Genomic DNA, 24,040 nt, shown 5'->3' with positions numbered 1-24,040 from the left:
AGATTATTTTATACAGCATAACGACATTTAAGTGATAGAGAAACTCTAAACAATTCGAGTCTTCTTGAGCAAGCAATTATATTTTTATCTGGGTAAAAAAAAGAGGCTGGCAATTATTTCACCAGCCTCAATCATCGGGGATGATTATTCTGAACTAACTGAACAGACTATGGCTTCCATTCAGCATTCAGATTGACACCTGTAAACGCTCTATAACCACGAATACTGATGTGCCATGTACCTGCAGCAGGATTATTAAAACTACAAGACTCTACGTTTCCGTTTCTGTAAGGTCTGCAGTCATACGAGCCAGTAGTCGGTTGAGCGCCTTCACGAACGTAAAGATCAGCGTCGCCAGTACCATCAGCAATGTTGACATCTAAACTCCCCATTCCCACTGGAATTTCAACGGTGAAGTGAGTCCATGATCTTCTCGCACCTGATAAATCACTCTCAGTTAAGCTACCGCCTGTACCGCCAGAGCCATCAGAGAATGAACCAGTTAAGCTAACGCCTGAGTAGCTACTATAGGCGCGTAACATGACGTGATAAGTACCCGCCTGTACATTCGAAATGGTGCAGGTTTCTGAGTTACCATTTCTGTATGGACGACAATCGTAAGTTGTCTGGGTTGGTGCTGCACCGAAGCGAACATAAAGGTCAGCATCACCACTTCCACCGCTAATGACAAAGCTTAGATTGGTCGCACCGGCCGGCACTTCCATGGTGTAGAAGTCTTCGTCACCAGTCGTTCCAGATAAGTTAGTTTTAGCAACGCCATTTTCCAATACATTGTCGCCACCGCCACCACCGCCGGTCACAGTAATAGACTTAGAAGTTGTGTTAGTCGCGCCCTGATTATCAGTTACAGTTAACTGCACATTGTAAGTACCAGCTGTAGAATAAGTGTGAGACGCATTTGCCCCAGTACCAGTGTTGCTATCGCCGAAATTCCACGCGTAACTAGCAATGCTACCATCTGGGTCTGAACTTGCAGAACCATCAAATGTACAAGCTAGATCGGTACAAGAATTGGTAAAAGATGCCGTTGGAGATTGGTTACCACCGCCTCCGCCACAGCTGTTGAACTTAAAGCTAGAAATATAGGTGCTCCATTGACCACCAGACTTACCATATTCACCGGTGTACCAGAAAGTGCAACCGTCAGCTGGATCCAGTGCTAAATGGCTATAGTCGCCGTAACGGTTACTGGAAACGCCTGAAGTACCGTTCACTAGCACAGCTTCGGCTTGAGTCATGGTGCCGCTTGCGTCGTTAGCTAAGCGTCCAGTGTAGCGTAAACCGGCAAAGTCAGAACTACTTCCCCAGCTATAAGCCAGCGCGATGTTTCCATCTTTATCCATGCCGATTGAACCCATCCAGCGGTTTTTGCTATCTGGAGAGTAAGTACCTTCTTGATGAAGACCCCATGCCCCGCCGCCAGAACGTCGTAATTCAAACCATCGAATACCGCCACGGTCGTTGCCGTTCACATCGGTGACATAGTTACCAACGATGGTTTCATAGCTACCGAAGTTACGATATTGTGCGCGGAACATTACGACTTCACGTAATGGATCCAGGTTTGAAGAAGAACCTGATTGTGGGAAACAAGAAAACGAAGTTAGTCCACAAAGCGAAGAATCGAATTCAGCCACAGGGATATCAAGAACTTTAGTAAAGCTTGAATTACTAGTGGTGTTGAAATCAGCGTTAAACTGCCACAACTCAATGTAGTCCTGGCTAGGATTATTGGAGCTAGAATTGTGAACTTCGTCATCACGATGACGTAAGAAATATCCCGGCGTACCATTTGGCATTGCCGTTGTTCCATCGTGATCAACCGGCTGCAACATCTGGAAACCGAAACCCGCTAAATTGGGTGCAGTTAAACGAACAAAATTTGCAGAAGCACCGCTTAACATTGCTGTTCGATTTAACGCATAAACAGTTGGAGAACTTTCGTTAGTGCCAACATAATAAGCGTCAACACCAACACCATACTTTGGATAATCCGGGAAGGTTGGTGACTGGAATGCATAAGCGTACCAACCGCCACTAACTGGATCTGAAGTTTTTGAAATATAAACACAAAGATAGTTTCCTGAAGAAGAAAACTCGCTCAATAACCAGCGCTGTGCCATATCATCAAACAACACAATGGGATCGCCAGCGCCGCTTGCACAGCTACCGCTACCCAAAGTTTCCATGTTAGTCGGTCCACTGACTAAACTACCATTTGATTTATTGTAGACTGAAAAAATCGATCCGCTATTGCCATTGATAGATTGGATATAATAATTAAGACCAACATCACCTGTCGGATCCGGCGGGTTAACACCAGTAAAACCATTACCTTCAAAATTTTGCTCTAAAGCCCTCGCTTCAACTGCCGGTAATTGTGAAGCGATAACTTGTTTTGCCATCAACTTGTCATTTTTATTGGCGACTTTGTTTTTAGGCGCTGCAGGTAAAACATAGTCTTCGCGAAAACGACGGCGAGGCATATCTTTGATTGCCATACCAGCCTGCCATGAATCAGCGGTTGGTAAACTTCGGAGGTCGACGTTCACGTTCTTAGGACTCACTTGCTTAGAACTCCACAAGCTGTCCGCATGAAGTGTTTCATCTTGCGAACTTGCACTAACACCAATACTTGTTGTCAATAGTGCGATCGCTGAAAACTTCAAAAGTGAATGAGAATTATTTGTTGTTGTCACTTTCTTGGTCCTTTTTGTTTATAGAAATGTTGTAGACTGTTTTTTAAATTAAAATCTGGTAACTCGATTCGCTATTTAAAAAACGTTCTCCTTGGTACCTCATATCCCTTGTGCAAAATCAATATACATAATGCAAATGTTACAAAGTACGTAAATAATGCACAGAAAATAAACAAGAAATTAATCTAACCGCGTTTACTTATATTAAAAAAGAGATAACTATTTTTTGTTACGCATAAACAAAATAAGGCTGAATAAATCAGCCTTAAAATAGGTTATAAATAATTTAATAAATGGAAAAAACAATCAGGATTTTTTGCGACTTTTATTTTTTGAATTATCTCTTTTATCATCACGATCAAAGACAGGATCACCAGGTTTCCATAACTTGGCTTTTGGTAGATTACGAAGATCAACATCCACTGCATGAACATTTGAAGGTTTAACTGATTGAATTAATTCCGGTGGAGAAATAATTTTAACTTTGATATCTCCATCGTCTGAAATTAATTTAACTAACGACTGATTATTACCTTGCTGAAAGTTTAATTTCGATTGTTGTTTTCGATTAAGAGTAATCTTTCCCGCTGTCTCTCCAGTTAAATGAATATCCATATCGCTAAAAACATCGGCTTTAATCAATCCGCTTTTTGATTTTGCAGATGAATGCCCCATTTGTTTTATGCCACGTAACCTCAGCGCAATTTCTCCGCTATCAGTTCTCGCTGCAAACAAACCAGTTGTGGTCAGTTTTATATCACCACTTTTTGAAACAGCTTCAACATGACTAGCAGATTTGTCTATTTTAATTAAACCACTGTCAGTTTCTGCGTAAATGCTCACAGTATCAGGAAAAAGTATTGACACATCTGTTCGGCCACGTAACTTACCTTTTTTATCGTGAACGTTTTCTAAATACACAACTTCTATCAATAAACGACCTTCCTTTTGCTCGATTTTAAATTCAGGTCTAACCGGATACTTACCAATTTCCTGATAAGTCGCATGCATAAATATTTTTTCGCCACTATGATTACGAGAACGAATGCTCCCGTAAGGATTTTTTAAAACCACCAGTCGTGATTCAGGAATTTTTCCTTCCCAGTCGTAACTATTAATTTGAACTTTAGGTGTTGCTGCTTTTTTGACTTTTTCGATCGATTTATTTTTGTCAGCCGAGTTTGCTGAAAGAGAAACACTCGCCAATAAAAATGAAATTGCACCGAAAGCGAGTATATGTTTGTTTATGAGTTCCATTATGTCGCACCGTTTGTTGTTTTTCTAGATTGTTATTTTATTAATAAATGTTCCAAACAGGTTCACCTACACTGATAGGTATTCAAAACCAGTAGGAGTTCTCTCCACTTCGGTCGAGATGACAAGGACTGTACCTGCATACTTACCCGAAACATGTATTTAGCATATCGACCAACCTTGCAGTATTCAATGTGTAAAATACCAAATTGTTCTCGACAATATTTAAAAAATATCTCAAGTTATTTAAAACGCAGGACACGTTAATAGTTGGAGCAAGATTTAAAATGAGGCTGAATAAAAATAAATGACGACTGCGGCTAAAAATGACGGTGGTTAAAACAATGTTTTTCATTTACTTTTGGCAGCTTCGCTAAAAATGCACCGAAAACTTTTTCGCTGAGCGATAACGATCGAGCAATTTCATTTTCTGTCTGCTGTTTAATTTGAGCAATACGATCTTGAGATTTATCCAATCCCAACTCTCGCTGATGCACCGGTAAATTAAGCCAGCGTTGAATTAGTGCTGAACTCGCTTCAAGGTGAAACTGAAAACCATAAACATTATCTTTAACTCGATAGGCCTGATTCACAATTTCTTCGCCTTGAATAAGCAACTCAGCATCTTTTGGTAAATCAAAGGTATAACCATGCCATTGGAATATATTTTCCTGTTCGCCGAAGGCCTGTGTTACTGAATCATCTCGCCCAGCAATCGTCGGTAGCATTTTATACCAACCAATTTCACTCTGTTTTGCCCGGTAAACCTCTGCCCCCAGTGCTGCGGCAATTAATTGTGCGCCGAGGCAAATTCCAAGGATTGGAATATTTTGCTCAATTGCTTCGCGAATAACCTGCTTTTCAACGTCCAGATGCGGATACTCTGCTTCTTGACCAATATTCATCGGGCCACCCAGAATAATTAACGCGTCATATCCCTCAATACTAGGCTGAGCGTCTGGGTTACGGCCAAAGTTAACGTATCGAATACGGTGTCTCTGGGAACGAATGAGCGGATCCAACGTGCCTAAAGGTTCGTAAGGGACATGTTGGAAGACCATTATTTTTGCCAATGCAGTAATTCTCGTATTAAAAATAGAATGTTCAATCGATAACTCTAGCGGTTATCGAGTCAGGCTAAGTGTACAATTTTCGATAAATCTTCAAAATATCTCTTGGGCATATAAAAATAACTTTACTATTTCGTTTAATATTAGTGTATTGAGTGCTTTTTTGGAAAATGGCTCAGGTTTCATTTTTGTTGGCTTTTAAATTCATTCCGCAGCATTCTCACCAAATCACAATAAAAAACAAATCTCCCCCTGATATTTTAATGCGCGTTGATCATCACTTCGCTATAATCACCGCAGTTTTTCGGCCGGTACAAGAATTGGGATCCAGTATGGTCGATTTGGTAGTAACTAAAGGAGTAATCAATGAATTCATTTACTAAGTTAGTGGGCAGTTTGAGCTTTTTAACTGTATCCACCATTTCCTCTGCAGCGGGAAGCTATTCACATGATCAGGAAATAAAGCAAATTCAACTATATGAGGGACATACTGGAGTTTTAATTAAGCAGACTGATATGGTCGATCCCGACAACTGTGGTAGAAATGACTATTATATTTTGCCTGAGACTCGAACAATGTTTAAAGAAGCTTATTCTACAGTTCTTGCCGCATACCATTCAGGAAGCAAAATAAAGTTCTGGATTGATGGCTGTCATGAAGGGATCCCTAAAATCAAGCACATATATTTGATTAAGTAATATCTAGCTAGAGGTTAACTAGCTTTATCATATTGACAGTTCCACTTTCTAAAAAAAGTGGAACCATGAATTAGCTTTCAGACAATTAACCCGAACGAGTCTAAGATCACAACTCATACAACAATCACTGACTCGCAGGCTGTTTCCTTCTAAACGCAGACCCAATCCACCGAAAAAGCGCGGCAACCCTGCCCGGCGTATCCTCAACCAGAGAAATTGTCGCCGGCAAAAACACCGTTGTTAACACTGTTGAAAACAATAACCCACCGATAATGACGTAAGCCATGGAATAATAGTACACACCGCCTAGCGAAGGCTTTTGAATCACGATAGGAATCAAACCCACCAATGTAGTTAAAGCGGTCATAATAATCGGCCTTAGTCGTTCCTTCCCTCCTTGAATCATCGCTTTTGATCGCTCCCAGCCTTCGCGACGATAAAGATTGATGTGTTCGATCATCACAATGCCATTATTCACCACAATGCCTAACAACAACAAAACCGCCACTGAAGCAGGTTGGTCGAAATCAATGCCAAATAAAAACAAGGTCCAGAAAGCCCCGGCAAGCGCAAAGGGTAAACTAATCATCAGCGCTATTGCCTGACGCATTGACTCAAATAAACTCGCCATCACCGCGAAAATTAAACCGAGCGCCAACAGCAGATTCAGCACAAACTCCTCCTGACTCTGTTCAGCTCCTCGCCAACGATTATTAAACTGCCATTGATAACCTGTCGGAAGCGGCATGTCTTTTAATAGCTCAACAATCTGCTTGTGATACTCCTTACGTTTACCCTCTTCAAATCTAGCTCCAACCCAAATGCTGGATACTTTGTTTTGCCGCTGAATTCGTCCTGGGCCTTTGCGCGTCGCAAAATTCGAAATACTATCCAGTGCAATTGCTGAACCGTCAGACTTTTCCAGGGTTAAATTTTTCACATCAGAAACATGAGTGTCCTGATCTTCTCCGAGCAATAATCGCATTTCAACTTCACCATTTTCACTTTTAAAGCGCGGTAAGTTTCGACCTCTAAAAGTCATTTCAACTAAACTGGCGGGCTGATTAGAAGCAACACCATAACCAGACATTCGATCGCGATCGAGTTCAGCGTGAAGCTCCAATCTTCCCCCTTCTGCGGTGGAGTAAAAATCAAATAAACCTGGTATATTTTCAATTCTTAGAAGCGCCTTCTCAGAAAGCTCACCTAAAGTTTCAGTATCAGGTCCGTTTAACCGAACTGCAACGCGCTTACCACTATTACGACGCCAAAATGGCCCATTGTCCTGGACCTGAAGCTTAACGCCGGGAATAACAGGGAGCAACTCAGGTAACTGACGGCGAACTTTGTTCATTTCTTCCTCATTCTGGAAACCTTGTTTCATATATAAACGAGTAATCGAGTTTTGTTCACTCCACCAGCTATAAATGGACTTAATATTAAGTTGTTCTTTGTAAGGCGCTAAAGATTTTTCGACACGAGTAACAAGGGCTTCTTTTGCCTGTAATGACATAGGTTCACTAATATCAATTCGGATCCCTACAAACATTTCGGTGGGTGCGGCATCAAAATTAAAGTTAATATTTTTGACCGGATAAATAGTGGCGAGCAAAACACCGAATCCTGATACCACAGCCATCCAGCGATGTTTCAATGTAAACCCAAGTATTCTCGAATAAACCTTTTGTAACCAGTCCATGATTGGCGTTTTAGTCACCGTTTTCTTTTTCTTTAATAGTCGCGTTGATGCGAGTGGAATCAAAGTCTGGCTAATTACCAGGGAGGCAATCAAGGTAATACAAATGGTTAAACCAAGCTCCTGCAAAACAATATTCATGTTCGTAGGCTTGGAAAAAATCATTGGTAAAAAAACGATCAGTGACGTCAGAGTTGCTGTCATAACAGCGATTGAAACTTCTTTCGAACCTAATATTGCCGCGACTCGACCGTCATAGCCTTTCTTTTGATAACGGTCAATATTTTCCATTACGACAACGGCGTTATCCACTAACATTCCGAGGCCAACAATAAGACCTAATAACGAAATAGTATTCAATGACTTGCCTTGCAACCAGATAACGCCACAAGCCACAATCAGTGAAAATGGAATACAGGCAACGGCCACAATTGTAGTCGAAACTTTTCTTAAGAATAAAAATAAAACAATAGTGGCAAGTATCGCGCCGAAGAAGCCGGTTTGCTCTAAGTCTCCCAAAGTGTTGCGAATTTCTTTGCCCTGATCTTGCCAAACCAGGAAATTAATTCCATCCAATTCAGGATCGTTTTGCATTTCATCGATTTTCTGGTAAACCGCATCAGTGATTGTAATCGTATTTGCTGATGATTCCTTGGCAACATTTAGTCCAATTGCAAAATCACCGTCAAGGTGTCTACCATATTCCAGTGGCGGCTCTTCATAACTAATCTCTGCAACATCTGATAATCTTAATTGCGATCCAGTTAAGGGCAAACGACCAATTTCATCGGCAGTTTTAAACGCGCCAACCGACCGCAATAACACTTTAGACTGTGAATTTCTGACGACACCGATGGCAGCATTCTGATTATTCTGAGCAATGTCACGCCACACAGATCTGGCATCAATACGATGTCGTTTAAGTTTTTGCAGGTCGAGATTTATTCTGACTTCTCGCGGGTTAACACCATCAAGTGACACCACTGCAACGCCCGCAATTCTTTCTAGTGGTTTAACGATTTTCCGGTCGAGTAAATCATAGTTTTTACTTAAGTCTCTGCCGGAACTTAAACGCGCTTCCATAATGGTTTCGCCGGACTCACGCGGATTCCAGTTTTCAGATATAACAATTCTTTCCAGATCTTCGGGTAGCTCATCTTTAATACGATCGAGTCGTTCGTGTATTTCCACCCTGGCCAAAGCCATGTTGACGTTAAATGAAAAATTAAGATTAATTCGGCCACCGCGAGAATCACTGTTAGACCACATGTGTTCAAGGCCATTCATTGACGCAAGGCTCTCTTCGATGGGTTTAACAATCATCCGCTCGATCGCTTTTGGCGAAGCATTGGGATAGTTGACCACTACAAATAAATTTCTTTGCTCTGACTCAGGCATGAACGCCAGTTCAAGTTTGAATAAAGCAATAATACCAAGCACCAAAATGCTAATCAGCGCCATTAAGGTGCCTATGGGCTTTTTAACAGCTATTTCTGGTAAGGTCATGATCTTTACCTCTTCACTCTTAAACAATACCTGGCAATTCGAAGTCTTACTTAGCTATCAGCTATTAACGGCCGGGTGCAGGTTCGATCGATTTATCGGCAATCGGATTATCTTTCGACGCTTCATTTGGTTGCTCGTGATGACTCTCAATTTCTTCTGCTTTTGCCACCCTTTCATCAAGAATTTGTAGTTCTTCATCAGTGGTAACATGAGATGGCATGATTAGATAAGCTGCAGGAATAATAAATAAGGTTAATCCTGTAGCGATGACTAATCCGAAAGATACAACCACAGCCAGCGGAGCCCTGAGTTCAGCCCCCTCTCCAAATCCGATAGCCATCGGCAACAGCCCTAACACAGTGGTGCAAGTGGTCATTAAAATGGGTCTCAATCTGGACTTGCTAGCCTCGACAATGGCCTCAAATTTATCTCGCCCACTACGTCGACTCTGGTTAATGGCATCAACCAAAACGATTGCGTTATTGACTACCACACCAACTAAAAAGACAGCACCGATTAAGGAGATAACACTAATGGCGTAACCACTAACGTAGAGCCCGCCGATCACACCAATCATCGCTAATGGAATGGTAAACAAAATAACAAACGGATGTCCTAAGTGTTCAAAGGTCGCCGCCATCACCAGGTAAACCAGGAAAATCGCCAACAGCACCGCAAATAACATACTATCAAAAGATTTTTCCATTTCTTTTTTCTGACCGCCGAACTCAAAAACAATACCGATCGGCGGAGGATTATTTCGAATGACCTGCGCTAATTCTTCAACCACATCATCTAAGCTTCGTTGCTTAAAATTGGCTGCGATTATCGCCACCCTGGATTGCTGTATTCGATCAATAGCAGCTGGACCTTGTGCTGATGTTACCGTTGCAACGGCGCTTAAGGTAACCGGCCTTTGTTGTGCTTGACCAATGACAATATTTTCAATATCGGTCACACTATCTCTATCAACTTCGCGATTGCGTAATCGAATATCGATTTGTCGATCCGGCTGTTGAAATCGTGAAACAATGCTGCCGTTCACCCGTTGATTTAATGTCTCTGCCACATTTTGGATAGAGAATCCCAAGCGCGCCAACTTTTGGCGATCAAACTGGATCATCAGTTCTGGGTTGCCGGTTTCTAACGACGCCTGAATGTCTACCAACCCTTCAACTTTTTCAAGCTCGGGTAAAAGTTGCATGCTGTACTCACGCAACAAATTGATATCTTCGCCAAAAAATAATAATTCCAACGGTGTTTTTAAACTGAAAAAGGAAGGTCTGCCAAACTGCACATCAGCTTGTGGAATATCATTAAATTGTTGCCTTAAATGCTCAGCGACACGCTCTTCCATTTGGGCATCGCTACGATCTTTAATAACCACGCTGATTTGCCCCAGATTTTCATCTTTGGTTTTTAACGAAAGCCCACCACTAACATTACGACTACCAACCGACGTATACACTTTAGCAACATCGGGATGAGCCAGGGCGACATTTTCCATGCCGGTTAAGACTTGATTGGTTGTTGGTAATGCAGTTCCTTCAGGCAAACTGATATCAAAATAGAACTCACCTTCACTCATCTGCGGAATCAGTGCAGTGGGAATTCCAGGTAGCAGTTGTACTGCAAAAAATAGCGCAATAAAACCGCTACTAACGGTTAACCATTTTATCGCTAGCGCTTTACGCAAAACCGATTCGTACCATCGTGAAAAGAAACCTAAGGACTCTCTGTCTGCTTTTGTTATTTTGTCAGTTTGATTAGCGTTTTCTATTTTTGTTGTTGAGGAATCAACTGATTTTAAATCATCAACAGCGGACTTTTTTCGAGCTGACGACTTCCCCAGTGAGGCTAACATCGGAATTAGTGTAAAGGAAACCACTAGCGAAGCTAATAAGCTAAAAGTCACCGTCAATGCCTGATCACGAAACAACTGACCGGCGATTCCTTCGACAAAAACAATAGGGATAAATACGGCAATAGTGGTTAACACTGAAGCCGTCACTGCGCCGCCAACTTCACTGGTTCCAACAATTGCCGCTTGAGCAATACTTAATCCTTTTTCACGTTGTCGGTGGATTGATTCCAACACGACAATCGCTGAATCAACCAACATTCCGACACCAAGCGTTAGTCCGCCTAATGACATAATGTTGAGGGAAACATCGGAGCGGTACATAAAAATAAATGTCGCTACTACAGACAATGGTATCGCCGTGGTAATAATCGCAGTTAAACGGAAATCCCGTAAAAAGATCCACAAAACGCAAATTGCTAACAGACCGCCAATCAACAACGATTTTTTTACTTCATCAATTGACTGTTCGATAAAGCGAGACTGATCAAACTGAACATCAATCGAGGCCCCTTTGGGCAACTTACGCTTTAATGCCTTTAATTGCTTTTTAACCTCTGCCGCCACTTCAACAGTGTTAGCATCACCTTCTTTGTACAGGGATACCAAGATACCTTCTTGGGAATTAAAGCGTGCAATTTCTTCTCGGTCTTTGCTCGACCAGATAACTTCAGCTACATCTCCCAGTCGCACGGCAACTTTTCCAGGCGGTGTAATTCGCAAGTCTCGAATTTCCTGAAGGTTGTCATATTCATTGAGAGTTCTGACCAATAATTGAGTTTGTTTGTTTTTTAACGAGCCGCCAGGCCGGTTGATATTGGAGTTTCGTAACAGCAATTCGAGTTCTTGAGGAGAAATTCCCATTGCGGCAACTTTTCCCTGATTAATGTTCACATGAATTTCTTCTTCTTCACCACCTTGAATTTTCGCAGACGCAACACCTTCAATTCGCTCAAGACCTTCTTTAATTTCCTTGTCGCCTAAAAGCCTGAGCTGGGTTAACGGCAAGTCGCCGCTAATACTTAATTTCAAAACCGGATCTAATGATGGGTCAAATCGCAAAACAATCGGCGTTTCAGCTTCAAGCGGCAAAAATAGACGATCGAGTTTTTCCCTGATATCCATAGCGAGCTCGCTCATGTCAGCCCCCCAACCAAACTCAAGCGTTACCTCTGAGATGCCAGAGCGGGAAACTGAATGAATTTCTTTAAGTCCTTTTAAAACGCCGACAACTTCTTCCACAGGCCGAGTAATTAATTGTTCGACTTCTGCAGGGGCTGCATTAGGAAACTCGGTTTGCACGGTTAACGAGGGATAACTTAACGAAGGAAGTAAATTAATCGGTAATCGAGAAAAACCAACCATACCGAATGCCAGGGTCGCAACCGCAACCATCAGCACGGTGACTTTACGTTTTACTGAAAACTCGACCGCCTGACGGATCATGAATCACGTCCCTGCTTTTTCTTTGGTTTGTCTTTTTCTGCTTGTTGTGGTGACTTAGCTTCAGGATCTAAAACACGAATATCATTACCCTCGTTCAGATTTCTCTGTCCTTTGACAACAATCTTGTCACTCTGACTAATGCCGCTAACCACTTCAGTCTTATCATCAATAATGTAACCGGCAACAATATTTTTTCGTACGGCCTTATTGTTTTCCTCCACAAATAAATAGTACTGACCACGCTCTTCAATTAAAGCAACACTAGGTAAGAGCAACGCATTCTCACGTTGATCGGTGATCATTTTTACTTCAGTGAAATCCCCAGGTCGTACACTTGCGGGATATTGATCTAAACGCACTGTTACCTTTACCGTACCTGTCGTCGGGTCAACGATGGGACTAACCAGATCAATCACGCCCTGTAGAGTGTCTGGTGTACTATCTACTTTTAAATCAACCAACTGTCCTTTCGCGACCTTTCCTATTCGATTAGCCGGCACATGAACTCTTACCAGCAGTGGATCAATCGCCATCACTCTGAACAATAAATTACCGTTTAGCACATGTGCACCCAGGTCAACATCTCTCCATACCAGGCGACCATCAAATGGCGCGGCAACCTTGGTGTAAGATAGCGCGAGTTCAGCGAGTTCCAGATCGGTTTGTGCTGTCAGGTAGTTGGTATTCGCAACTTCCCACTCGTTCGGAGAAACCGCCCCTGCATTGCGCATTTTATTGAGACGATTAAACTCTCGCTCAGCACTCGCCAATTTTTGTTTGGCTTGTTTTAATCTTAACTTCTGGTCATCATCTTCTAATTGCAGAAGAATTTCGCCCGCTTTAACATCATCTCCCTCTTCTCGAAATATCTGCCTGACAACACCCGCTCCCCTCGCGTAAATCTGTGCATCGCTGCTGGGTTCAATCGTTGCAGTGGTCAGGTAATAAGAAGCCGCAGTACCAATTTCTGCATGGCCAACTTCGACAGGAACAGATTTGGCGGCCCCTCGGCCTTTCCCTTTTGCCTTAGCGTTGCTTTTAGAATTAGCACTGTTATCTGAACAGGCAGCCAAACAAAAGATCGAAAGAATAAGCAGGTAAACAAAGGAGTGAGGTCGTTTAAACAAAATACTCATACGGTAAACAGGCCTTATAATGAATTGAAATCTATTATCTTAAAAGTAAAAAAGAGTTTCTTAGTTATTTACGAATATTTACATTTTCGGATCAATAACAGTCCTTAAGTATACTATGTAACCTGAATTCGGGATAAAAATAGCCGCCGAGGACGACTATTAAGACGTAATAATTTCCGAATGGTTTGCACAATGGCTAATTCAATGATTTACGCCTAACAGCTTTTAAGTGATTCATAGCCTCAAATTTCAGTTAAAAGGCCCATGTTTCAATGCCTTAAGCGCAATTTCGATGAAAAGTCTTGCCTCAACCAGGAGTCAATCAATTGTTTTAACAATTAAACAAAAATAGGAAAAGAGGCTTTTTCACTATACCAATACTTTAGATAGCCTGAATTCGAGGCAGATATTTTCTTAACATTCAAAGTGTTACTCGCGTCCAAAACAGGCAAATTCGAGTGACTCAAAGTACTAATGTTACTACCAACGTAATCCATGTTATTGGTAGCGATTAGCGGCTAGAATTTGGTCGTTAATACTCAATGGCCAGGCTAGATAATCGCTCATTCATGACTAATGACTTTATTTTTTGGCAACCTTGTTTGTTGGGTTTAATCAAAGTGACTAAATCAAAAACTTCTCTTTGTGTTTCCATTTCCCATAAAAACAAGTTGTCTTCTTTCAAAGTGGCCTCGTCAGCCTGCCGCTGCGATTGTTGCATTGTGATAAATTCCAGGTAGGCCAAGACAGAACTTTGCGACAGTTGACTGATTTCCCGAGCGCAATTTATTTCTTTATCCTGAAATGACAGAAATAAACACTCCATGCCAGTACAAACATCAATAGCAGGGTAAACAGCGTAGATTTCAAAGCTGGAATCGTTGGGTGTTTCTTGTTGGAGTTTATCCAGTTGAGCGTCGACATTAAACTTGATAGATAACCCGGCTAATTTTTGCCAAACCAGGTCGAGTTGATTAGTCAGAATCGAATAATCGCCAAACTCAGCAGTTTGAGAAAAATACGCATAATTCGGCAACATTCTTTGCATCAGCGCAGCCGCGAATACTTGCTGTTGCCAGAAGTTAAGCGTATTAGCATCAAAGTTCATAGGAAATTAATTGATATTGGTCGTCGATTGACGCACCTTAATACGCCTTGTAATTAAACTCAACAAGATCTCACATAAAACCGCTTCGTCGTTCCATATTTTAGTCTCAATAATAATTCTCTTTGTGCTAACCGTTTAGTTGCATGCCAAATCATCATGAAAGATAGCTGTAGTCTCTATCAATATTAAAAAAACAAAGTAAACTACTCATATTGACCACAATCAGTTACTTACCGTTATCGGTGATCAACAATATGCCTAAAATGGAACAATTTGACAGTCGCCTTCCTGAATTGAGAGAGCAGCGAAACCGGGTCCACGACATATGTAGACAATTTAATCGAAGCCCCAGCAAGGGCAACCTCAAGAAATTAAAAACGATCTTCTCTCGCTGTGGCGATGAAGTTTTTATTGAACAAGGTTTTTATTGTGATTATGGTGACCGAATCAGGCTGGGTGATCGTGTCTACATAAATGTTGATTGTACCTTGTTAGATGGTGGAAAAATCGCCATTGGCGATGATTGTTTAATCGGCCCCAAAGTCCAAATATTAACCATCAACCATGCACTTTCTCCCAAAGAAAGGTTGAAAAAAGAGAATTTTTGTCAAGACGTCATTATCGGTAAAAATGTCTGGATTGGTGCTAGTGCAATTATTCTACCAGGCGTCACTATTGGCGATGGCGCTGTTATTGGCGCTGCCAGCGTTGTCACTCGTGACCTCGACAGCAATTGTTTGTACTTAGGTAACCCCGCCCGAATGGAGCGCCGACTGGACGACTAAATAACTTATTTGATTCGTTCATTTTCAATGTCACCCAGTTATTTTGTGACTATACTTGTAACTATTGTCACGGAAGGAATAATTGATAAAATAGGTCAGATTCCTGATTCACTCTAAACACTCGGTACTTTTAACACGATTTTAAATCAAAAAATGTCAAACAACTCATTCGGTCAACAAGACGTCAACTTACCGAACAATGATAATCAAAAAGTCGACAAATATGTGTTTATTCAACAGTTATTTGATGCGATTTCAGAAAATGATAATTCATCGGCCAGTCAAACAGCGATAATTGCTGAAATTGACGATTTATTGCACAAACAAGTCAAGCAATCGCAAACACTATTAGAAGATTATTCTTCAATAAGCTTACTAGAGTCGCTGGAGTCAAAACAGGATATTCAATTATCTGCACCATTTAAAAACGTAATTTCTTTGCTCGATAATCTATTCGACTTTATCTTGAACGACAAAAACCTGAGATTAGAAATCATTGATTTAATCGCTCGTTTACGTGTCCCATTTTTAAAGCTATCACTCATCGACAACAGTGTATTTCTGGATCAAAGTCACCCAGCTCGAATATTACTTAATGAAATGAGTAAAGTCGGCTTACTCTGGGAAGTGAAAGATTCGAAGACAAATTTAATTAAAGAACAAATCAATAAGGTTACAGCTCAAATTCTTAAGGCAAGTATCGAACAAGATTTAGCCAGCCTGTTCGAAACGGCTTGCGAGCAATTTACACAGTTTTCAAGTAGTTTGATAAAACGAACTGAGATCTTCGAAAAACGCATACGCGAAGCCGAACATGGTAGAGCCAAGGCCAAGTTGGCACAATCAAGAGCGGACCAAGCGCTTAACCAAATAATCAACAAACAAAATACGCCGGAATTTGTTCAAAAGCTAATTCACGACGCTTGGAAACACGTGGTTTATTTGGAATTATTAAAATCTGGTGACAACGATCAATCTAAGCCAATTGTTTCAATTAATACTGCAAAACAACTACTCGTCAGCTTACAACCTTTAAACTCAGTTGATGAACTGGATAAGTTTCTCGAACTCCAACCCATTTTACTCGACGCGTTAAAAAATGGCTTAGAAAAAACTTCCTATTCATTTGCAGAAACCGATGCTTTCATGGAAGAGCTAGACTCCTTTCACACCAACCTGGTGATGCAAGTACAAACTTTTATTGAAAAAGAACCGGAAGAAGAAATCCTCAGGTTAAAACCTGCCGATCCCTTTGATATGAACCAGGAAGATCATTCATCCGAAACACAACAACAAATTGAGCCAATAGAAAATGTCGATGTAGAAAAAATGTCACTCGAAACCTGGACCGAATATATGTTTAATCGATTGCCGGAAAATTCGACTGACAATGAAATCATTATTGAAAATATTCCATTCAGACAAGAAAAAGATGCTGCGGCTAGCAAGAAATTAATTAAGCTGTTAAAACCGGGGCGGTGGTTTGATATTGAAATGAATGGCGATTTTACACGGTGCAAGCTAGCGACTTACCTGGACCAAACTGACCAGTATATTTTTGTCAGTGGCAGCGGCGCCAAAATAGCAGAGCTAGACAGTGAAACACTGATTGACTATTACCAAAATAAGCACGTCATTATTCTTGATAATACTCCCCTGTTTGAGCGCGCATACGGCTCAGTTATTGATCAGGTAGTTGCCACGCACCTAAAACAGCAAGCGCTCAAGCGAGCGGAAGAAGAAGCCGAACTTGAGAAACTCAAAAAACAACAGGAAGAAGCGAGATTAGCTGCCGAAAAAGCGAGGTTAATTGCTGAACAAAAAGCACAAGAAGAAGAACAAAAACAAGTGCTACAAGTGATGGAAAGTCTATCTCATCTAACTGTTGGCAGCTGGGTTGAAATTCAAGTTGATAACGTGATGAAAAAATGTCGGCTGGCGGCTAAAATAGCGTCATCCGGGAAAATGATTTTTGCTGACCGAACCGGGGTTAAAGTAAAGGAATGCTCTCTCGAAGAACTAGCAATTATGTATCGAGCAGATAGACTTCAACTCAAGCAGAAAAACGACCTTTTCGATCAGGCGCTGGCTTCGGTCATATCTAATGTCCGAAATTTAAAATCTGAGCGAAGTTAATCGCTCTGTAAAAAATAGACTGTATTCGGTTAAATAGAACTGTTCATCTTTTACTCTATTACTCTTTTACTCCTTTACTCTTTTAAATCATTCGCGTAGTTTTCAACCAAAGCGTGAGTAAAGGCAATATCTCCAGAGTAACGCGCCAGATGAGTCGTATCGCTGAACATTTCAGGCGTTATCGATGGTATGTTTTGAAAATCCTTAATCTTAATACCTGTTTCCATTTCAATCCGTCGTAAAACCCTATTTTGCCTTTCAAGCGCTTCTGGCGTATTGACTATCCATTTAGAATTTTTTGGCAATAAAATAACTTCGACCTGATCGGAAAACTGTTGAAAGTTTTTAACAATACGAATAAAAGCTTTAACTAATTCTTCCTCAAAGTGAAGATGAGTAATGTCCGCCGAGCGTTCACGCCAGAGTTTATCACTCTCCATTCGATAAGGCGTACGCAAGGTTTCATAATACTCTTTGAATACCGCGATTGTTTCCGCCGATCTTTCTTCTGGAATAGTTCCCCCTCCCTGCCACGATAACGACCAATCCTCATCTTTATAATCTGGGTAATCTTGCTTAAACCTGGTTGATAGCTCATCGCCTAACTCTCGACGCCGGTCAATGATCTCCTGAGAGTCTTTTTCCGCCTCAGGTTTCGGGCGTTCCTGGCTGAACAAACCTCTGCCAAAATAAAAGGTAATCATTTCTGCAGAAATATTGTCACGAATATAATGAATATTGTAGATTAACGCACCTCTCGTCGGATCAGACAAAGCAACTTCTTTAAGCTCTTCTTCACTTGCCAGCATTCCAACATAAGCGTCCATAATTGCCTTTGCGCCGTTAAATCGATTTTTAGTTGTTTGAAATGGATTAAATTCTAAAATTGCCAACTTAACTCGTTTATTATTTTTTTGATAATTTTCCTTAATCCTCCGCGACAAATAATCCTGAAAATAAGGGTTGAGTCCACCGAATCCAAAGTTATAAGATTTAATATCGATCCCCTTCTCTTTCATTTCACGGTCAAACTGACGCGGTGAAAATCCAGCATGTACCATTGATGAACCAAACACCATCACATGGTCTACTTTTTCTTCGGTCATAACCGGCAATGCATGAACAGCTTCAAAAACCCGTGACAGAAAGTTCTCTCCTTTAACTCCCATGGCAAAGGTAAACAGTCTAACGAGTAGCATGGCTGCCGCCATGCCCAGCAAAGCGACTAGCCAGATTTTCAAATAGGCTTTTCTGGGATTGAGAGCCACACTTCCATCTTGTTCTGAACCGGAATTTGAATCAGAACCTGAATCAGGGTTTGAATTAGAATTGGAAATAGATGAATTCATTACTGGGTTCTCCAACGAGTAAACATAAGCCTTGACCAATCACCAATAAAGACCAGAATAGCCAAGCTTTTTTCTTCAATTTTTCCGAGTGATTCAATACAAAATAATCTAACAAATGCATTAACAACAAAGCGAGTATCGCCAATCCAAAAATTAACAAAGCAACATTTCCAGATTCAGGTAGCGGCGCGCTCAATCCATGCATTTCGATAAGCATTAACCAGGCACTTGATAAATCTGGCGCACGGAACAATACCCATCCGAGCAATACCAAGTAAAAGGTCATCGCCCACTTTATGATTACAATTCCTTTGGATTTATTTTCGACAAAGCTAGCGAATTTCGGTAATCCCGCTAAATAATGAGTGACGCTAATAATAATGCCATGAAATACTCCCCAAGCGAGAAAAGTCCACGCAGCTCCGTGCCATAATCCACCCAATAACATGGTGAGCATCACATTGCGATATCGGTTATTTCGATTTCCACCTAATGAAATATACAGATAATCACGCAGCCAGGTAGACAGCGAGATATGCCAACGACGCCAAAAATCAACTGGGGACAATGCAAAATAAGGAACACGAAAGTTTAAAGGAATTTGAAATCCTAGTAGCAAGGCGAGCCCAATAGCCATATCGCTGTAGCCAGAAAAATCCCCATAAATCTGACCGGCAAATGCCAGCACACCAGTCCATGTTTCGATAAGACTAACCGATTGTTCAGCATCAAATGCAAGTTGCGCCGGCCCCGCTAACAAGTCGGCAGTCGTCTTCTTCATCAGCCCAACAGTTATTAATAAAAAGCCATGCTTTACCTGCTCCCATTGAGGAACCTTTATGGCATGCATTTGTGGCAATATTTGTCGCGCCCTTAAAATTGGCCCCGCCACCAGCTGCGGAAAAAAAGATAATGCTGCGGTAAATTCAACGAGTCCTTTACGCGGCTTCATATCACCACGATAGACATCAATGGTGTAACTCAAACTTTGAAAAGTGTAAAAAGAAATACCGACAGGTAATATCCATTCAAGCGCCGGTAAGGAAGCCTGATAATTAAACAGTGTTAAAAAATCTGCAACCGAAACTAATACAAAGTCAGCGTACTTAAATAAGCCTAAAATACCGAGATTGATTGCAATTGAAAGCGTCACCAATCCTTTTCGAGCCCGCTTATCCGACGACGCACCAATCGCTTGAGCGATGAAATAATCAGCGATGGCACTGCCGACCAATAGCGGAATAAAATTATAATTCCACGCACCGTAGAAAACGAGGCTTGCCACCAGAGTAAAGTAAACTTTTGGTGTCTGTCTGAGAAAGACAAAACCATAAAAAAATAGAAAAATAATAAAGAAAGCAAAAAATATCGGGGTGTTAAATATCATCGTTGGTTATTCCCCAGAAAATGTTTGAAATAAAATTTTTATTCTTTGAATCAGTTTCTCACAGCCACTTATTCAGCAAGCTCAGGATAGCCACCGACTTTATAATCGATTAATTTCCTCAATCGATATCTGAAAGTGACAGTCTAACCACCTGCCAAGCAATCATCTACCAAACACTCACCTGCCAAGTATCATTTAATAAACCGTCAGCAACTTAGACGTATTAAAATCGTTTTTCGTTGTCACCAAACGTACATAATTTAGCCACATTGCTGAAACATTACAAGCTGATAATTTATGTAATATGTTAGCAGTATGAGAAATACTTATGTTAAATCGAGTTGCAATCACAGGTTTAGGCGCTATCACGCCCGCCGGTAATACCGTTGAAGAAAATTGGCAGAGTGTCGTGGCCGGTAAATCAGGTATCGATTTTATCCAGAAATTTGACACAGAAAACTTCCCGATAAAAATCGCAGGAGAAGTTAAAGCTAACGTACAAGATTTTATTGAAGGCAAGGAAATAAAACACTTTGATCCATTCATCCAGTACGCCTTAATTGCAACTCAAGAAGCGGTACTTGACGCTGGCATTCAAGACCTTAAAGATGTTGGTGTTGTCATCGGTTCGGGCCAGGGTGGAATTAGCAATATTGAGCGCGAACACTCTAAGCTTATCAATGGAAAAATTCGCCGCGTTACGCCATTCTTTATACCATCGTCAGTGATTGGCATGGCATCAGGGGTTATCTCCTCCCGATTTGGTTTTCGCGGCCCAAGCTACGGTGTCAGTTCAGCGTGTGCAACTTCCGCTCACGCGATAATGGACGCCTGTAAAATGATCGCTGTCGGCGAAGTCGACACGGTTGTTACCGGCGGTGCGGAAGCAACCATTACTCCGCTGAGTTTGGCCGGTTTTTCTCGGCTCAATGCACTCAACACTGAAACAGAAAATCCTCAAAATGCTTCTCGCCCTTTTGACTTACAACGAAGTGGATTTGTATCAGGAGAAGGTGCCGGTATTATTGTATTAGAAAATATGGCAAGCGCTATTCGACGTGGCGCAACTATTTACGGCGAAATCGCCGGCTTTGGGGCAACCTCAGATGCAAGCCATCTTACCGCACCTTGTCCAGACGGTGTCGGCCAAAGTTTAGCAATGCAAAAAGCCGTTGATATGGCAAATATTACGCCGCAGCAAGTCGGTTATATTAATGCTCACGGAACTTCAACGCCACTTAATGACAAAATCGAAACACTGGCGATTAAAAATGTATTTGGTGACGGAGCATCTGAAGTTGCCATCAGTTCGACTAAATCGATGACAGGTCATTTACTCGGGGCTGCGGGTGCAGTTGAATTGATCTATTGCATTGAAGCAATAAAGGCGAGTCAAATTCCACCGACGATAAATCTTAAAACGCCAGACCCAGATTGCGATTTGAATTACACCGCTAATGCCGCCGAGTTTCAAAACATTGAATATGCCCTTTCAAACTCATTTGGCTTTGGTGGTACCAATGCTTCTTTGTTGTTGAAAAAAGTCGCCTAATTCAACCTCTACTTGTAAAGGCTTAAACCTGCTCATAAAGTGAATTGCATTACCACGGCATCTTCTCTCCCCTGCTTGCAGGGGTAATAATTTTTTCGTACACCAATTTCTTCAAAATCAAAATTTTGATACAGTTTCATCGCTGTTTTATTCGACTGTCGAACTTCCAGAAAAATACTCACAATGTGATTGTCTTTAACAAATTGAATTAAATGCTCCATCAACAAACGACCCAACCCCATCCCTTGTTGTTGTGGACAAACAGCAATATCCAGCAATTCGACCTGGTCAAAAACAGGTAATACGATTAAATGTCCAATGACTTGCTTTTTGTGCTTGAGCACCCAACAGCGATGCTCGCCGTTGAGACTCTCGGCTAACATATTTTCGCTCCAGGGGTGTTGATGGCTTGCCTGCTCGACCGCAAGCATTGACTTTAAATCTAGAATATCAGCTGGGACAATAACCAAATCATTTGAATTAATCACTGAATAAAATCGCTCAAACTATTTGCCTCACAAATCAAAACCTGCCAAATTTAAATTAACTTTTCTTCTCTTAGTAAAGCTTTAGCAACCAACCTCAAATCTTCGAGCGCATTTCTCTTAAGTGGCGGGTCGGAAATTAAGCTATACGGGTGATAACTGACTAAGGCCTCAAAACCACCTTCCATTTGTTGCAGCTTTCCTCGCTGCTCCGACACGGTCGCATCTTTATCAAATAAATGACGTACACCTTCTTCGCCAAGCACTAACACCAAATCAGGTTTCAATTCAGTTAACTTCTGCGTCATAGGCTCACAGTCACTTCCTAATCCAGCCTCAGTTAAATGTGCTAAACGCATTTCAATTTCAGCGCCCGAAACCGCAACATATTCCTGTAATGCTTTCAGGTAATCGGACATAAACTGGCTCGGCCCGTTTGATCGTGCAAAACTTTGTGCGGGCTGATCTTTATGGTGCCGGCAAATAATAAGAAGTCGCTTGTCCGCTTTGTTAGTGGATCGCCAGGAAATTAACTTTAGATAGCTTCCACTCACCAGCTTCTTTTGAGCGGTAGTTTGACTGACAGCATGAACAACCGGTTGTTCAGTTTCACCAATTTGTGACTGTGCGTGATTGGTCTTATGCGTGTTTGTTGTATTGTTATGCTTAGCTTCAACTTCCTTACTTTCATTGACACCGGCAAAATTTTCCGTTGGCATCTTGTCAGATGCAGCAGACGCTTTAATTTCAGAAATTGATTGGTCAATCTTTTGCGCAACACTTTCAACCGGTGCCATTGCAATTTGTTGAGCATTTTCAGACTCAATTTCAAGTTCTACTTCATACTCAGGCAAATCTCTTGGTATCCATAGCGGAACTTCCATCGCTTGCAAATAGGCCAGGCGCTGTGCCTCGGATAATGGCTGAAATGCATTTGACTCATTCATAATTTTTCACCGCAAAATTTACAGAAAATTGCATCTTCATCGTGTCCCTCTTCACCACAGTTAATACAAGCATTGTTAGTGATACTTTGTTTATAAACTTTGGCTAATTCAGTACTATATATTCCGGTGGGCACAGCAATAATGGCGTACCCCATAATCATCACCGTCGATGCAATCATTTGCCCCAGGTGAGTTTGTGGCACTATGTCACCATAACCCACGGTCGTTAGTGTAATAATTGCCCAATAAACAGCCTTTGGAATACTGGTGAAGCCACTATCTTCGCCTTCCACCAAGTACATGATCGAGCCAAAAATCACCACGAATATAAATACAGTATAGAGAAAAACGGCTATCTTACGCCGACTCGAGCGAAGCGCTCTCATCAGGTAATCAGCTTCACCAAGATATTCAGCCAGCTTAAATACGCGGAAAACCCTTAAAACTCTCAAAACCCTGATAACTAACAGTGTTTCCGCCCCGGTGTAAAAAAGGCTCACAAAGCTTGGAAGAATCGATAGTAAATCAACGACACCTAAGAAACTCGTGGCGTACAGCAATGGCTTTCTAACAGAAATTAATCTGAGGATATATTCAACCAAAAATAGGAAAGTAAATCCCCATTCCAGAATATCGAGTATATGGCCATACTCATACTTTATCGTCTCAACACTGTCGAGCATTACTGCAATAACACTCAGCGTTATTGCTGCAATTAATACTGCATCAAATGTTTTTCCTGCTGGCGTGTCGGCTTCAAAGATTACTTCGTGAATTTTCTCTCGCCAGGGTGCTAAGGGTTCTCCCTGACTATATTTTTTTAGTTTTTTTCCCATGGATATTTTTATGAGTTCTATTAAACTGACAGCAATTTCAAAGGGTTATGGTTGAATTTAGCCAGTT

Annotated in this window: 16 protein-coding genes; 4 read left to right on the top strand and 12 right to left on the bottom strand. The window is 41.3% G+C overall.

The window, feature by feature from the left end:
- Positions 1 to 167: 167 nt before the first annotated feature.
- The 3 genes from FLL46_RS27925 to FLL46_RS24465 form a co-directional block, all read right to left on the bottom strand.
- A complete protein-coding gene (locus FLL46_RS27925; RefSeq protein WP_142934676.1) occupies positions 168 to 2,720 on the bottom strand; it encodes a pre-peptidase C-terminal domain-containing protein in 2,553 nt (850 codons plus the stop codon).
- 306 nt (positions 2,721 to 3,026) lie between these two features.
- Positions 3,027 to 3,977 (bottom strand): DUF4097 family beta strand repeat-containing protein, encoded by a 951-nt coding sequence (locus FLL46_RS24470; protein ID WP_142934674.1) that lies wholly within the window; start codon positions 3,975 to 3,977, stop codon positions 3,027 to 3,029.
- Between the two features lie 317 nt (positions 3,978 to 4,294).
- A complete protein-coding gene (locus tag FLL46_RS24465) occupies positions 4,295 to 5,047 on the bottom strand; it encodes a glutamine amidotransferase-related protein (protein ID WP_142934672.1) in 753 nt (250 codons plus the stop codon).
- Between the two features lie 363 nt (positions 5,048 to 5,410).
- Between FLL46_RS24465 and FLL46_RS24460 the strand changes: the two genes are divergently transcribed.
- Positions 5,411 to 5,743, top strand: coding sequence for a hypothetical protein (locus tag FLL46_RS24460; RefSeq protein ID WP_142934670.1), 333 nt, complete (start codon positions 5,411 to 5,413; stop codon positions 5,741 to 5,743).
- Between the two features lie 124 nt (positions 5,744 to 5,867).
- On the opposite strand, the gene FLL46_RS24455 is transcribed toward FLL46_RS24460, so the two are convergent.
- From FLL46_RS24455 to FLL46_RS24440, 4 genes are all read right to left on the bottom strand, one after another.
- Positions 5,868 to 8,945 (bottom strand): efflux RND transporter permease subunit, encoded by a 3,078-nt coding sequence (locus FLL46_RS24455; protein ID WP_142934668.1) that lies wholly within the window; start codon positions 8,943 to 8,945, stop codon positions 5,868 to 5,870.
- Positions 8,946 to 9,009: 64 nt separating this feature from the next.
- The gene (locus FLL46_RS24450; RefSeq protein ID WP_142934666.1) at positions 9,010 to 12,252 is read right to left on the bottom strand and encodes an efflux RND transporter permease subunit; all 3,243 of its coding nucleotides are present in this window, start codon (positions 12,250 to 12,252) and stop codon (positions 9,010 to 9,012) included.
- Positions 12,249 to 13,388, bottom strand: a complete 1,140-nt coding sequence (locus tag FLL46_RS24445) for an efflux RND transporter periplasmic adaptor subunit (RefSeq protein WP_142934664.1) — start codon at positions 13,386 to 13,388, stop codon at positions 12,249 to 12,251. Before FLL46_RS24445 ends, FLL46_RS24450 begins: the two co-directional genes overlap by 4 nt.
- Before the next feature lie 532 nt (positions 13,389 to 13,920).
- Complete coding sequence (locus FLL46_RS24440) at positions 13,921 to 14,496, bottom strand: DUF416 family protein (protein ID WP_142934662.1); 576 nt, start codon at positions 14,494 to 14,496, stop codon at positions 13,921 to 13,923.
- Positions 14,497 to 14,750: 254 nt separating this feature from the next.
- On the opposite strand from FLL46_RS24440, the gene FLL46_RS27920 reads away from it, so the two are divergent.
- Together FLL46_RS27920 and FLL46_RS24430 are read left to right on the top strand one after the other, a co-directional pair.
- Entirely contained in the window at positions 14,751 to 15,281 is a 531-nt protein-coding gene (locus FLL46_RS27920; protein WP_210418812.1) for a sugar O-acetyltransferase, read from the top strand.
- A 138-nt stretch (positions 15,282 to 15,419) separates the two neighbouring features.
- Positions 15,420 to 17,417, top strand: a complete 1,998-nt coding sequence (locus tag FLL46_RS24430; protein WP_342779821.1) for a DUF1631 family protein — start codon at positions 15,420 to 15,422, stop codon at positions 17,415 to 17,417.
- A 74-nt stretch (positions 17,418 to 17,491) separates the two neighbouring features.
- On the opposite strand, the gene FLL46_RS24425 is transcribed toward FLL46_RS24430, so the two are convergent.
- Positions 17,492 to 18,766 (bottom strand): hypothetical protein, encoded by a 1,275-nt coding sequence (locus FLL46_RS24425; protein WP_142934658.1) that lies wholly within the window; start codon positions 18,764 to 18,766, stop codon positions 17,492 to 17,494.
- Positions 18,741 to 20,153 (bottom strand): MBOAT family O-acyltransferase, encoded by a 1,413-nt coding sequence (locus FLL46_RS24420; RefSeq protein ID WP_142934656.1) that lies wholly within the window; start codon positions 20,151 to 20,153, stop codon positions 18,741 to 18,743. Before FLL46_RS24420 ends, FLL46_RS24425 begins: the two co-directional genes overlap by 26 nt.
- A gap of 328 nt (positions 20,154 to 20,481) precedes the next feature.
- Here FLL46_RS24420 and fabF point away from each other — a divergent pair, with 328 nt between their 5' ends.
- A complete protein-coding gene (gene fabF / locus FLL46_RS24415) occupies positions 20,482 to 21,705 on the top strand; it encodes a beta-ketoacyl-ACP synthase II (RefSeq protein ID WP_142934654.1) in 1,224 nt (407 codons plus the stop codon).
- A 32-nt stretch (positions 21,706 to 21,737) separates the two neighbouring features.
- Here fabF and rimI read toward each other — a convergent pair whose 3' ends face one another.
- Genes rimI through FLL46_RS24400 form a run of 3 tightly spaced genes read right to left on the bottom strand, consistent with a single transcriptional unit; the run spans position 21,738 to position 23,973 of the window.
- Entirely contained in the window at positions 21,738 to 22,193 is a 456-nt protein-coding gene (gene rimI, locus FLL46_RS24410) for a ribosomal protein S18-alanine N-acetyltransferase (RefSeq protein WP_142934652.1), read from the bottom strand.
- 50 nt (positions 22,194 to 22,243) lie between these two features.
- Positions 22,244 to 23,137 (bottom strand): uracil-DNA glycosylase family protein, encoded by an 894-nt coding sequence (locus tag FLL46_RS24405; protein ID WP_142934651.1) that lies wholly within the window; start codon positions 23,135 to 23,137, stop codon positions 22,244 to 22,246.
- Positions 23,134 to 23,973, bottom strand: a complete 840-nt coding sequence (locus tag FLL46_RS24400; RefSeq protein ID WP_142934649.1) for an ion transporter — start codon at positions 23,971 to 23,973, stop codon at positions 23,134 to 23,136. The genes FLL46_RS24405 and FLL46_RS24400 overlap by 4 nt, the downstream gene beginning before the upstream one ends.
- Between the last annotated feature and the right edge of the window lie 67 nt (positions 23,974 to 24,040).

Origin of the sequence: Aliikangiella coralliicola (assembly GCF_007004725.1) — a bacterium.
Taxonomy (GTDB): Bacteria; Pseudomonadota; Gammaproteobacteria; order Enterobacterales; family Kangiellaceae; genus Aliikangiella; species Aliikangiella coralliicola.
Note: the sequence above shows the minus strand (reverse complement) of the source record. Positions and strands in the feature narration are given on the sequence as shown.